Below are 13,322 nucleotides of genomic sequence, written 5' to 3'. Positions count from 1 at the left end.
ATAAATGATTAGAAAGCAAAACGTTTAGACTTTACTCAACAGTTACAGATTTAGCTAAGTTTCTAGGTTGATCAACATCTGTACCTTTGATTATAGCTACATGATACGACAATAGCTGAAGTGGTATAGTAAATACTACAGGTGCGCTAAAATCATGACCTGTATCTAATTCTAATACAATACTGTTATTGAAATTAACTCTTTCTTTAATAGTTTTATCGACAAAAAGAATTAGCTTACCACCTCGAGCATGCACCTCTTGTAGATTAGATAAAATTTTATCTAATAATTCATCATTTGGCACAACTGCAACTATTGGCATATTCTTATCAACTAAAGCTAAAGGACCGTGCTTTAACTCCCCTGATGGATACGCTTCAGCGTGGATATAAGAAATCTCTTTAAGTTTTAATGCTCCTTCAATAGCTATAGGATAATATAATCCTCTCCCTAAAAAGATAGTATGCTCTTTATCAGAAAAATACTCACTTATCTGATCTATTTCAGCATCTAGTTTTAATGCTCCCATAACCAAAGCTCGGATATTTTTGAGTTCTTCAGTATATTTAGCTATCTGCTGATCTGATAAACTATTTTTGAGTTTAGCCATTACTAGTGTAAATATCGCTAATGCAACTAGCTGTGTTGTAAATGCTTTAGTGGAAGCTACACCAATCTCAATACCAGCCTTTGTCATAAAAGCAATATCAGACTCTCTCACAAGCGAACTATTTGGCACATTACAAATACACATACTACCAACATAATTTTGCTTTTTGCTCTTTCTAAGCGACTCTAAAGTATCAGCTGTTTCACCAGATTGAGAAATACTCACAAACAAAGAACCATCAACTACAACATTATCTCTGTACCTGATCTCACTTGCTATTTCAACACTACATGGAACTTTTGCATAGTTTTCAATCCAATACTTTGCTGTCATCCCAGCATTATAGCTAGTTCCACATGCAACAATACAAATATGTTTAGTTTTCTCAAATAATTCTTCAGCTCTTTTATCAAAACTATCTAAACTAATTTCGTCATCAGCTAATGATGCTAAGATAGTATTTGAAACAGCTTCTGGCTGTTCATATATCTCTTTGAGCATATAATGTTTATAACCATCTTTAGAGGCGCTCGCTGATGAGTAATTATATTCTTCAACTTTAAGCTTTTTTGCTACACCATTATTATCAAAAACTTCAACATCATCTTTTGAAATAATTGCAATATCACCTTCATCAAGATAAGAAAATTTATTTGTAACCGGTAACAATGATAACGAATCTGATGAAATAAAATTCTCATCTATACCAACGCCAATTACAAGTGGCGAGCCTGAGCGTACCGCAACAATTTTATCAGGGAATTTTTGTGAGATTATTGCTAGTGCATAAGCTCCTTTAAGCATAGATATAACATACTTAACATTCTCAACTATACAAAGATTATCACGCCACCCTTTTTGCAATAAGTGGGCGATAACCTCGGTATCAGTATCCGACATGAATTTATAACCATCATTAATTAGAATCTTTTTAAGTTCAGCAAAATTCTCTATGACACCATTATGAACTATACAAAAGCTTTCAGAAGCATGAGGGTGAGAATTACTCTTAGATGGTTTACCATGAGTTGCCCATCTAGTATGAGCGATACCTATATCACCTTTAAAGTTAACTAAATTATGCACAGATTTTTCTAGCTCAACAACTTTACCAACTTCTTTACATATATCTATGTGATTTTTTTCGTCAATTATTGCCAAACCAGCAGAATCATAACCTCTATACTCTAGTTTTTTTAAACCTTCGATTAAAATATTAGTAACATTTCTTGTAGAGTTAGCACCTACTATTCCACACATAACACAAACCTTATTTTTTTTTATTTATCTGTTTTCTTGACAGGTCTCTGCCAAGTATCAATATGACGCTGTCTTGCTCTTGAAATTGCAAGATTATCAGAAGGAACATCTTTTGCAATAGTTGATCCAGCACCAACAGTTGCACCTTGACCAATATTAACTGGAGCTATTAGTTGCGAATCAGATCCAATAAAAGCATAATCACCTATAACTGTTTTATGCTTATTGACACCATCATAATTACAAGTTATAACACCAGCACCTATGTTACAATTAGCACCGATTTCACTATCACCAAGATAAGTTAAATGCGACGCCTTTGAACCTCTACCAAGAACAGTTTTCTTAACCTCAACGAAGTTACCTATAACTGCTCCTTGTTTAATATCACATTCAGGTCTAACACGCGCAAAAGGACCAACTATTGCACCTTCACGAATAATAGAACCATCTATCATACTATTAGATTTGATTCTAACATTATCTTCGATAATACAATTTTTGAGTATACAATTAGCACCAACGACAACATTATTACCAAGTCTTACATTACCCTTGATTATCACATTGATATCTATCCAGCAATCTTTACCAACATCAAGGTTACCACGCACATCAAACCTATTTGGATCAGCAATACTCACACCCATAGCCATAATCTTTTTAGCGACATTTCTTTGCCAAACTCGCTCAAGGCTAGCCAATTGATCTCTATCATTTACACCTAAAATTTCAAACTCATTAATTGGATGAGTTACATTTATCGAAACATGATCAGTTTTTGCAAATGTAATTATGTCTGTTAGATAATATTCCTTTTGAACATTATTTGCTTTTATCTGCGGCAACCATTTTTGCAGCAATTTTTTATGAACACAGTAAATTCCTGTATTAATTTCTTTTATCTGGCGCTGGATATCATTAGCATCTTTTTCTTCAACAATTTCTGTAACCGCACCAAATCTATCTCTAACAATTCTACCTAAACCTTGGGGGTTTTCAACAAATGCTGTTAGAACGCCAAGATCAACATCTTTGGTAGTATCAACTAGGTTTTCTAAAACCTCGGTCGAAATTAAAGGTACATCTCCATATAGGATTAAAACTTTCTGATCTGTTAAATATGGTAGTGTTTGTAACACAGCATGACCTGTACCAAGTTGCTGCTGTTGATAAACAAATGTTATATTTCTTCCTTGTAATATATCTTCAACTTGCTCTTTTAGATGTCCTGTGACAACAACTATATTATCTGGGCTTAGCTTCTCAACAGAACTAACAACATGCTCAATTAGAGGTTTTGCAGCTAATGTTTGTAAAACTTTTGGTTTATTTGAGTTCATTCTTGAACCTTTACCTGCAGCCAAAATAACAACTGATAAACCCATAATAAAAAAACTCCTTATAGTTTCTTACCACATTCTTCCAATAAAATTGTGATAATTTGATAATAATCTTCTAGCATTTTATCATAGATATTTTCAATAATAGAATCCAAAGCCATCCATTTGGCAGCCTTTGCATCATCAGTAGCATTAATTTCTGGTAAGATTGGCCATTGATCAAAAACGAACAGTCCAACATGGCTAATTGTTCTACCTCTTATTGAACGATCAGGATAGTCAAAAACTTTTTCACAGCGTTTTGCTATAGTAAGCTGTTCCTGAGTTAAGCTGATATTTGTTTCTTCAAATAATTCTCGAATTATAGCTTGTGATATAGTTTCATCACACTCTAGAAATCCTCCTGGCAATGCCCACAAACCTTTACCAGGAAAAGCTTTTCTCTGCACCATCAGAATATGATCATTTACTATAACTAAAGCATCAACTGTCACAAAGTTTGGCTTAAAAGGAACATTTTGCCATAATTTTCTACACTCAATAACATATTTATTTTCTGCAATTAGTTCTTTATATGCCTTTGTAGCCATAAACTCTATCAAGAAATTATAAGTGCCTAGCTTAGGATCACTACTACACATGTATTGTTTTAGTATAATCCCCTTATAAAACTTTTGTCTAAATTCAGTAGCATTAAGGTTTTTGTAATTATCAACAGCAATATAACCCCATTCAGGAAAACTTTTCATGTAATAACTAGAACTATCTTTGATATGTCCAACAATAGCAATACTATTATTATTTTTAGCGTGCTTATAAACATTTTTACGTAACTCATCATGCCACTTTTGTTCTTGATAAAAATAGTCAGCTAAAGGCTCTATGACTACAATATCTAAATCAATTCCAGTAATTTGCAAATCACTTTCTATCATCTGCTTTCTTTGCTCAAAAGAAAAAGGATTTTTTATATTTGGCGCATTAAAACAACTACCCACATTTATGATAATTTTTTTGCTATTTTGTAGTGCTACTAATATATTATGCAAATGACCTTTATGAAAAGGTTGAAACCTTCCTATAAAAACTGAAATATCATACATCTATTCACCTATGTATTTAATACTTGGGCTTGAGTTTGACTATCATAGATGTTATCATCTGCTGGCACCGCTGCTTGTGTGTAATCTTGTTGTTCTTGGATGGTATTAGTTTTTTGTTGCTCTAGGGAGTTATAAATAGTTCTATCGTATGAACCAACAAAAGTACTTTTCTTTGAGCCTAACAATCCTTCAAGACTAGATCTACCATTTTTAGTACTTTTCTCTGAAGCTACCAGATTGGCCCCAACTTGTTTTGCAATTTGAATATTATTATCATTTTTAAGTTCGGTATTATTTAAATCCTTACGAATACCACTTAAGATTCTAACACTTTCATCTATATGATTTGGAGATAAAGTTTTGCCATCATTAATAAATACTGCATTGACTTTAACTAAACTTGATAATTCGTCTACTTTACGAGCTAGTATCACAAAAATTAAATCCTTCTTAGTATCTCTTATAGTTATCAAATGTCCAGATAGTATCTCATCTTTCTCAGCAGTAATAATATAATTATCAAGATTCTCTTTGAAATAATTCTCTAAAAGATTAATAGTTATCGGCAAAGGTTCTCTAAATACAAGCTTTAATGAACCTGTATCATCATATATAACACTAATTGAAACTTTTAATATTTGATCATTAATAATCTTAGCCATATCAAATTTAACCGAATAATTTGGTGGCAGCATTTGTTTTTGTGCTTCTGTCACTTGTGATCTGGCATAATTATTATCGCCATCAGGAAGTTTTAATGCGGGATTTATTTTTTCACCATTTAATCCTGTTGGAATTTTTAGTGCTGGTTCTTCGGAAACTTTTACTCTTGCATAATCATACTTTCTATTTCTAAATAGTGAACCACTTATAGTATCCGTCAAGTTCTCATACGAAAAATCATTCTCAACACCATTAGTAGTACAATTTTGCAGTAACATCCCAAGACTCAATAAAATAACTATCTTGATAGTATTTTTCATTTTTAGCAATATAACTAACTAATTAAATTGACTTATAATTATAGCACAGTGATATACTAATATTAATGAAAGCTTTAATAAATAAATAGGCAAAAAATGAAAGACAATTTATTTATATATTTACAATATTTACTTCCTCACGCTATAACATCGCGTTTAGTTAGTAAACTTACTGATTCAAAAAATAAAATTATTAAAAACTATCTAATAAAACTTGCTATCAAAAAATTCAACATTAATTTAGCTGAAGCTAAAGAAACCGATATAAACAAATATCAATCTTTCAATGATTTTTTTATAAGAAAACTTAAGGATGATTTAAGACCTATTTCTAATGACAAAAATGTCATCTCATCACCGGCAGATGGTGTATTAAGCCAATTCGGCACAATAACCAATAATAATTTAGTTCAAGCTAAAGATAAGCTATTTTCATTAGAGTCATTAATTGCTGCAAGCTCAACAACTAATTTTACTAAATTTGCAACTATCTATCTTTCACCAAAAGATTATCATAGAGTGCATATGCCTATAGATGGTAAGCTTACAAAGATGGTTTATGTTCCAGGTAAACTTTTCTCTGTTAATAAAACAACAACCAGGAGGGTTGATAATCTCTTTGCAAAAAATGAACGTCTAATCTGTTATTTTGATACATTAATTGGAGAAGTTGCTGTAATTTTTGTTGGTGCTCTTTTAGTTGCAGGTATAGAAACTGTATGGCATGGTAAAATTGCTCCAAACTACTACAAAGGTGTACAAGCTTGGAACTACAACTGTGATAAATTTAATATCAAATTTAGTAAAGGTGATATACTTGGATGGTTTAACTTTGGTTCAACTGTAATTGTTTTAACTTCTGGAAATAACGTTAATTTCAAATTTGATGAGAATCAAACTAACATCAAAATCCAAGTCAATCAAAATTTAGCTTTAATTACAGAATAAAGATTCATATTTATCCAACAACGACTAAAAATATTTGTCTTGTTGATTTTCTTTGTTTTACATTGATTTACATATGCAATCTCTCTTTTTTGTTCAAGATGCTCATCGTGAGACCTAAATCTAGGTGGTAACTTAATATCAAATCTCTTTGCCCACTTTCTGATAGTAACATGCTTGAAACCTAAAACTTTTTCAGCATCTTGATAACTTAGACCTTCTCTTTGGCATTTTAATAAGATCTCTTTAGCTGAACATTTAAATCTATTTTTAACAATTTGCTCAAAATTTCCAGAATATTGATTTGCCATACAAACGAGTCTCCTCAAACTTATACTTTTATTAATATAAACGACCCACCTAAAGTATTTATCTTACAGCTTCTTTTATTATTTGCAACAACCTTTTTACAGCAATTATTGCATTTTAACTACTTTATTAAAGTTGGCGGAGGTAATAATAAACTTTCAAAAAGCTATTACTTATCTTAAAAATAAAAGAAGTTTAATATTATAATTTTTCTAAGCGTCTAGTTGAAAATATTAATATGTAAATCATAGAATTTAAATTTGTTTGTAAACTTTTTACATACTAAAGAATAACCTTATTTTTAGATTATGGTAAAGGAATTATACTTACTAAATAAGTGGGTTGATGTACATGCGTTTAGAATCTATATTATACGTTACTATTAGCATCTTTTTTAGTTGGACATTGATTTTAAATTATACAAGATATTAAAGTCATCAAAAACAATCCATGTATTCATTTTCATAGCTACTATATCCTGTACATTATTACTGCTGAGATTGGTTATTTCCAAGTATTGGCTCATATGTTGACACACATGAAGCTAATACGCATGAAACTAAAACAATTGCGATTATTTTTTTCTTACAGTTTTTTAAATATGTTATTTTAAATAGTTAGGCTGTCACTTAAGCTTATATCATACAAAAAAGATAATTTAAGCTTTTATTTACATTTTTTTAGATATTTTTAAATTATTTTATTTATTTAAAACTTCATATTTATTCATTAAGTCTCTATAATTTGATATTATGAATGTTATAGATTTATAGCTCATAGATGGATATTAACCATATTTTGATGTCTGCATTAATGGCAGCTATCCCTCTGATTTTTGCAATTACAATCCATGAAGCTGCCCATGGTTTTGTAGCTAAAATTCGTGGTGATGATACAGCATATAAATTGAACAGAGTAACATTAAACCCAGTATCTCATATTGATCCTCTTGGCACTATTTTATTTCCTGGACTAATGCTTATCTCATCATTTTTGTTTGGGTTTCCTTTTATTTTTGGTTGGGCTAAACCTGTACCAATTGATTATTCTAAGTTAAATAATCCTAGGTTCGATATGTCTTTAGTTGCAATTGCTGGTCCATTAGCAAATTTAATAATGGCATTTATTTGGGCAATAGTAGCAAAATACATAACTCTACATCCTTATATCCAAGGTATGGCTTTTTATGGAATAATGATAAATGTAGTACTTATGATATTAAACTTATTACCAATTCCACCACTAGATGGTAGTAGAATAATCTCCTCTTTATTACCAGTGAATCTAGTATACAGATATAATAGTATAGAAAAATATGGCTTTGTTATTGTATTAGTATTGGTAATTATCCCTTTTAATGGATCAAACTTATTATTTTTTATAATGCAACCATTCATAACAGTAGTCATAAATTTAATTCAATTTTTAATTTTCTAAAAACATTATTTTAAACATTTTTCAAGCACTTTTAAATTAACAAAGGTTCATCATTGACATTAATATACAGTAGTATCTTCTTCTGTAAATGTTCGATTATTTTATCTGTAGGAAAACTAAAGACATATAATTTTACCCATTAAAAGACAATATCTATTTGTATACTTTCTCCAGCACCTTGCATAAAACGAAAACATGTTAGCTAGCAGCAGATAGCTATAATTGATCTTTTTTAAAAGTAAAAAAGAATTTAAAGTAAAATAGATTGCTGCTAGTTATTTACAAAATTCTTAAAGTTACATAGGAAGAAAAACTAGCAATATGTATAAGTTTACAAATGCAAAAAACAACAAGTCCCATATTTTTATGAGGCATTGTATTTGAGCTTATCACGATAAGTCTTTGGATAAACTAAGAAGATGGCGACTACCTACTTTCACCTGGGCAATGCCAGACTATCATTGGCGTTTTGTAGTTTCACTTCTGAGTTCGGAATGGGATCAGGTGGTTCCTACAAGCTATCATCGCCAAAACTGTGTTTTGGGATTATAAAGATATTTAACAATTCAGTATAGAAATAGACTTAAGTCTCTCGGATCATTAGTACTGGTAAGCTTCATACATTGCTATACTTCCACACCCAGCCTATCAACGTCGTAGTCTCCAACGTTCCTTACTGATTTACATCAGAGAGATCTAATCTTGAAGGAGGCTTCACGCTTAGATGCTTTCAGCGTTTATCCCGTCCGAACGTAGCTACCCGGCAATGCTTCTGGCGAAACAACCGGAACACCAGTGGTTCGTTCACTCCGGTCCTCTCGTACTAGGAGTAACTCTTCTCAAATCTCTAACGCCCACGGCAGATAGGGACCGAACTGTCTCACGACGTTCTGAACCCAGCTCGCGTACCACTTTAAATGGCGAACAGCCATACCCTTGGGACCTGCTTCAGCCCCAGGATGTGATGAGCCGACATCGAGGTGCCAAACTCCTCCGTCGATATGAACTCTTGGGAGGAATCAGCCTGTTATCCCCGGAGTACCTTTTATCCGTTGAGCGATGGCCCTTCCATTCGGGACCACCGGATCACTAAGACCTACTTTCGTACCTGCTCGAGCCGTCACTCTCGCAGTCAAGCGCACTTTTGCCTTTATACTCTTGGCACGATTTCCGACCGTACCGAGTGCACCTTCGTACTCCTCCGTTACTCTTTAGGAGGAGACCGTCCCAGTCAAACTACCCACCATACACTGTCCTCGAATTTCTCCTGAGTTAGAACTTCAGATATTCAAGGGTGGTATTTCAAGGACGACTCCACAGCTACTGGCGTAGCTGCTTCATAGTCTCCCACCTATCCTACACATAAATATTCAAAGTCCAGTGTAAAGCTGTAGTAAAGGTTCACGGGGTCTTTCCGTCTAACCGCGGGTACACTGCATCTTCACAGCGATTTCAATTTCACTGAGTCTCTGGTGGAGACAGTGTGGCCATCGTTACGCCATTCGTGCAGGTCGGAACTTACCCGACAAGGAATTTCGCTACCTTAGGACCGTTATAGTTACGGCCGCCGTTTACTGGGGCTTCGATCCAGAGCTTCGCTTGTGCTAACCCCTTCAATTAACCTTCCAGCACCGGGCAGGCGTCACACCCTATACTTCATCTTACGATTTCGCAGAGTGCTGTGTTTTTGATAAACAGTCGCAGCCACCTGGTATCTGCAGCCCCCAACAGCTCAAAGAGCAAGTCTTATCACCATCAAGGGCACACCTTCTTCCAAAGTTACGGTGTCATTTTGCCTAGTTCCTTCACCAGAGTTATCTCATAGCCTTAGTATTCTCTACCTACCCACCAGTGTCGGTTTACAGTACGGTCGCTTATACAATTATACTTAGAAGCTTTTCCTGGAAGCATGGTATCAATAGCTTCGTCAAACAAGTTTGACTTCGTCTCGTATCTCAGATTAACAAGATGCCGGATTTGCCTAGCACCTCTACCTACATACTTTCACCTGGACAACCATCCGCCAGGCCTACCTAACCTTCTCCGTCCCTCCTTCGTTCATAATAAGCGGCACAGGAATATTAACCTGTTTCCCATCGACTTCACTCTTCAGCTACGCCTTAGGGGCCGGCTTACCCTACGTTGATTAACATTGCGTAGGAATCCTTGGGTTTTCGGCCAATAAGAATCTCACTTATTTTACGTTACTCATGTCAGCATTCGCACTTCTGATACCTCCAGCAAACTTCTCAGTTCACCTTCATCGGCTTACAGAACGCTCCCCTACCAATATACTAAATATATTCCGCAACTTCGGTGCATAGCTTAGCCCCGTTAAATCTTACGTGCAGGCCGACTCGACCAGTGAGCTATTACGCTTTCTTTAAAGGGTGGCTGCTTCTAAGCCAACCTCCTGGCTGTCTGGGCCTTCCCACTTCGTTTCCCACTTAGCTATGACTTAGGGACCTTAGTTGGCGGTCTGGGCTGTTTCCCTTTCCACTACGGACCTTAGCACCCGCAGTGTGTCTCCCGTGATTGAACTTCATCGTATTCTGAGTTTGCATCGAGTCAGTAAGGTCGTAAAACCCCCATTGTCGAAACAGTGCTTTACCCCAATGAGTTATACACGAGGCACTACCTAAATAGTTTTCGGGGAGAACCAGCTATCTCCGTGCTTGATTAGCCTTTCACTCCGATCCACAGCTCATCCCATACTTTTGCAACAGTATTGGGTTCGGTCCTCCAGTTAGTACTACCTAACCTTCAACCTGGCCATGGATAGATCGCGCCGGTTTCGGGTCTACTCCTAGCGACTAATCGCCCTATTAAAACTCGCTTTCGCTACGGATCCCTTATTCAGTTATCCTCGCCACTAAAAGTAACTCGCTGACCCATTATACAAAAGGTACGCAGTCACATGACTAAATCATGCTCCTACTGCTTGTATGCAAGCGGTTTCAGATTCTATTTCACTCCCTTTATAAGGGTTCTTTTCACCTTTCCCTCACGGTACTAGTTCACTATCGGTCATTCAGTAGTATTTAGCCTTGGAGGATGGTCCCCCCATATTCAGACAAGGTTTCACGTGCCCCGCCATACTTGTTCGTATGCTTAGTTCCACTGTCATTATTTCGTATACGGGACTATCACCCTCTATCGTCAAGCTTCCCAACTTGTTCTACTATAATTACAGCTAAATCATACCAGGCTCCTCCCACTTCGCTCGCCACTACTACGGGAATCTCAATTGATTTCTCTTCCTAAGGGTACTTAGATGTTTCAGTTCCCCTCGTTCGCTCTACACCCTATTCGAGTGAGTGACTAGATTATTCTCTAGCCAGGTTTCCCCATTCGGAAATCTCCGGATCATAGCTCATTTACCAGCTAACCGAAGCTTATCGCAGATTATCACGTCCTTCATCGCCTCTGAATGCCAAGGCATCCACCGCTTGCACTTATTTTCTTAAGTCTATTTCTATACTAAATTGTTAAATATCTCTATTTTCATGTAAATAAAATATTGGTGGAGCCAAGCGGGATCGAACCGCTGACCCCCTGCGTGCAAAGCAGGTGCTCTCCCAGCTGAGCTATGGCCCCAACAAAACATAAATTGGTGGGTCTGAGTAGACTTGAACTACCGACCTCACCCTTATCAGGGGTGCGCTCTAACCAACTGAGCTACAGACCCGTATTTTATTCACACTAAAATACATTACCTACAAACACTATGCTAAATCACTTGATCAACAATTAAAGCTTATTTACTTATTTTTTTTCGTATTTCCGTTAAGGAGGTGATCCAGCCGCAGGTTCCCCTACGGCTACCTTGTTACGACTTCACCCCAGTCATGAATCACTCCGTGGTAAACGCCCATTCGTTAAGCTATCTACTTCTGGAGCAACCCACTCCCATGGTGTGACGGGCGGTGTGTACAAGACCCGGGAACGTATTCACCGCAGTATTCTGACCTGCGATTACTAGCGATTCCGACTTCATGCAGTCGAGTTGCAGACTGCAATCCGGACTAAGAGTACCTTTTTGAGTTTCGCTCCAGATCGCTCCTTCGCAGCCCTCTGTAATACCCATTGTAGCACGTGTGTAGCCCTGGTCGTAAGGGCCATGATGACTTGACGTCGTCCCCACCTTCCTCCGCCTTGTCAGCGGCAGTCTCAATAGAGTACCCAACTTAATGATGGTAACTATCAATAGGGGTTGCGCTCGTTGCGGGACTTAACCCAACATTTCACAACACGAGCTGACGACAGCCGTGCAGCACCTGTCACTGCGTTCCCGAAGGCACCAATCTATCTCTAGAAAGTTCGCAGGATGTCAAGACCAGGTAAGGTTCTTCGCGTTGCATCGAATTAAACCACATGCTCCACCGCTTGTGCGGGTCCCCGTCAATTCCTTTGAGTTTTAGCCTTGCGGCCGTAGTCCCCAGGCGGAGTACTTATCACGTTAGCTGCGCCACTAGAGCCTTTACACCGACTCCAACAGCTAGTACTCATCGTTTACAGCGTGGACTACCAGGGTATCTAATCCTGTTTGATCCCCACGCTTTCGTCCCTCAGTGTCAGTATCGGTCCAGAATGTTGCCTTCGCCATTGGTGTTCCTTCTGATCTCTACGCATTTCACCGCTACACCAGAAATTCCCCATTCCTCTACCGTACTCTAGTTTGCCAGTATCAAATGCAGTTCCAAGGTTGAGCCCTGGGCTTTCACATCTGACTTAACAAACCACCTACAGACCCTTTACGCCCAGTAATTCCGATTAACGCTTGCACCCCCCGTATTACCGCGGCTGCTGGCACGGAGTTAGCCGGTGCTTATTCTTTGGGTAACGTCATTCCTAAAGGCTATTAACCTCAAGGCTTTCCTCCCCAACTAAAGTGCTTTACAACCCTAAGGCCTTCTTCACACACATGGCATTGCTGGATCAGGGTTTCCCCCATTGTCCAATATTCCCCACTGCTGCCTCCCGTAGGAGTTTGGGCCGTGTCTCAGTCCCAATGTGGCTGATCATCCTCTCAAATCAGCTATGGATCGTGGCCTTGGTAGGCCCTTACCCCACCAACTAGCTAATCCAACGCAGGCTCATCCATCTGCGACAGCTCGAAAGCTACCTTTAATCCACAGATACTATGCGGTATTAACAGTCGTTTCCAACTGGTATCCCCCTCAGATGGGCAGATTCCTACGCGTTACTCACCCGTCCGCCACTCGTCAGCAACTAGCAAGCTAGTCCTGCTACCGTTCGACTTGCATGTGTTAAGCATGCCACCAGCGTTCAATCTGAGCCAGGATCAAACTCTTCAGTTTAAATCAAATTC

Annotated in this window: 7 protein-coding genes, 2 tRNA genes and 3 rRNA genes; 2 read left to right on the top strand and 10 right to left on the bottom strand. The window is 37.0% G+C overall.

What is annotated here, in order from left to right; genetic code table 11:
* Nucleotides 1–31: 31 nt before the first annotated feature.
* The 4 genes from glmS to FSC845_RS04230 are packed head-to-tail and all read right to left on the bottom strand — an operon-like array spanning nucleotide 32 to nucleotide 5,299.
* Nucleotides 32–1,870, bottom strand: coding sequence for a glutamine--fructose-6-phosphate transaminase (isomerizing) (gene glmS / locus FSC845_RS04245; protein ID WP_064460862.1), 1,839 nt, complete (start codon nucleotides 1,868–1,870; stop codon nucleotides 32–34).
* Between the two features lie 20 nt (nucleotides 1,871–1,890).
* Nucleotides 1,891–3,258: a bifunctional UDP-N-acetylglucosamine diphosphorylase/glucosamine-1-phosphate N-acetyltransferase GlmU gene (glmU, locus tag FSC845_RS04240; RefSeq protein ID WP_064460861.1), complete on the bottom strand. Its 1,368-nt coding sequence runs from the start codon at nucleotides 3,256–3,258 to the stop codon at nucleotides 1,891–1,893.
* A 14-nt stretch (nucleotides 3,259–3,272) separates the two neighbouring features.
* Nucleotides 3,273–4,316: a bifunctional nicotinamide-nucleotide adenylyltransferase/Nudix hydroxylase gene (locus FSC845_RS04235; RefSeq protein ID WP_064460860.1), complete on the bottom strand. Its 1,044-nt coding sequence runs from the start codon at nucleotides 4,314–4,316 to the stop codon at nucleotides 3,273–3,275.
* Between the two features lie 8 nt (nucleotides 4,317–4,324).
* Nucleotides 4,325–5,299, bottom strand: coding sequence for a hypothetical protein (locus FSC845_RS04230; RefSeq protein WP_064460859.1), 975 nt, complete (start codon nucleotides 5,297–5,299; stop codon nucleotides 4,325–4,327).
* A gap of 96 nt (nucleotides 5,300–5,395) precedes the next feature.
* Here FSC845_RS04230 and asd point away from each other — a divergent pair, with 96 nt between their 5' ends.
* On the top strand, nucleotides 5,396–6,247 hold the full coding sequence (gene asd / locus FSC845_RS04225) for an archaetidylserine decarboxylase (RefSeq protein ID WP_064460858.1): 852 nt from the start codon (nucleotides 5,396–5,398) through the stop codon (nucleotides 6,245–6,247).
* Here the strand turns inward: asd and fevR are convergent.
* Nucleotides 6,220–6,555 (bottom strand): transcriptional regulator FevR, encoded by a 336-nt coding sequence (fevR, locus tag FSC845_RS04220; RefSeq protein WP_064460857.1) that lies wholly within the window; start codon nucleotides 6,553–6,555, stop codon nucleotides 6,220–6,222. The genes asd and fevR overlap by 28 nt on opposite strands.
* A 778-nt stretch (nucleotides 6,556–7,333) precedes the next feature.
* Between fevR and FSC845_RS04215 the strand changes: the two genes are divergently transcribed.
* Complete coding sequence (locus FSC845_RS04215; protein WP_064460856.1) at nucleotides 7,334–7,990, top strand: site-2 protease family protein; 657 nt, start codon at nucleotides 7,334–7,336, stop codon at nucleotides 7,988–7,990.
* 417 nt (nucleotides 7,991–8,407) lie between these two features.
* Here the strand turns inward: FSC845_RS04215 and rrf are convergent.
* The 5 genes from rrf to FSC845_RS04190 all read right to left on the bottom strand — a co-directional run bounded on the left by rrf (nucleotide 8,408) and on the right by FSC845_RS04190 (nucleotide 13,311).
* Nucleotides 8,408–8,522 (bottom strand): 5S ribosomal RNA (rrf, locus tag FSC845_RS04210).
* A 47-nt stretch (nucleotides 8,523–8,569) separates the two neighbouring features.
* Nucleotides 8,570–11,459 (bottom strand): 23S ribosomal RNA (locus FSC845_RS04205).
* Nucleotides 11,460–11,511: 52 nt separating this feature from the next.
* Nucleotides 11,512–11,587: transfer RNA gene (locus FSC845_RS04200), tRNA-Ala, on the bottom strand.
* 14 nt (nucleotides 11,588–11,601) lie between these two features.
* Nucleotides 11,602–11,678 (bottom strand) — tRNA-Ile (locus FSC845_RS04195).
* A 99-nt stretch (nucleotides 11,679–11,777) separates the two neighbouring features.
* A 16S ribosomal RNA gene (locus FSC845_RS04190) occupies nucleotides 11,778–13,311 on the bottom strand.
* The 16S, 23S and 5S rRNA genes sit together here with 2 tRNA genes alongside, the layout of an rRNA operon.
* Nucleotides 13,312–13,322 lie beyond the last annotated feature (11 nt).

This window comes from Francisella persica ATCC VR-331, assembly GCF_001653955.1.
In the GTDB taxonomy this organism is placed as follows: Bacteria; Pseudomonadota; Gammaproteobacteria; order Francisellales; family Francisellaceae; genus Francisella; species Francisella persica.
The sequence above is the reverse complement of the archived record's forward strand: the minus strand, read 5'-3'. Positions and strand labels throughout refer to the sequence as shown.

Coding starts and splice junctions, on each gene's coding strand:
- glmS (WP_064460862.1), bottom strand. CDS start 1,870: ATGTGTGGAATAGTAGGTGCTAACTCTACAAGAAATGTTACTAATATT.
- glmU (WP_064460861.1), bottom strand. CDS start 3,258: ATGGGTTTATCAGTTGTTATTTTGGCTGCAGGTAAAGGTTCAAGAATG.
- FSC845_RS04235 (WP_064460860.1), bottom strand. CDS start 4,316: ATGTATGATATTTCAGTTTTTATAGGAAGGTTTCAACCTTTTCATAAA.
- FSC845_RS04230 (WP_064460859.1), bottom strand. CDS start 5,299: ATGAAAAATACTATCAAGATAGTTATTTTATTGAGTCTTGGGATGTTA.
- asd (WP_064460858.1), top strand. CDS start 5,396: ATGAAAGACAATTTATTTATATATTTACAATATTTACTTCCTCACGCT.
- fevR (WP_064460857.1), bottom strand. CDS start 6,555: ATGGCAAATCAATATTCTGGAAATTTTGAGCAAATTGTTAAAAATAGA.
- FSC845_RS04215 (WP_064460856.1), top strand. CDS start 7,334: ATGGATATTAACCATATTTTGATGTCTGCATTAATGGCAGCTATCCCT.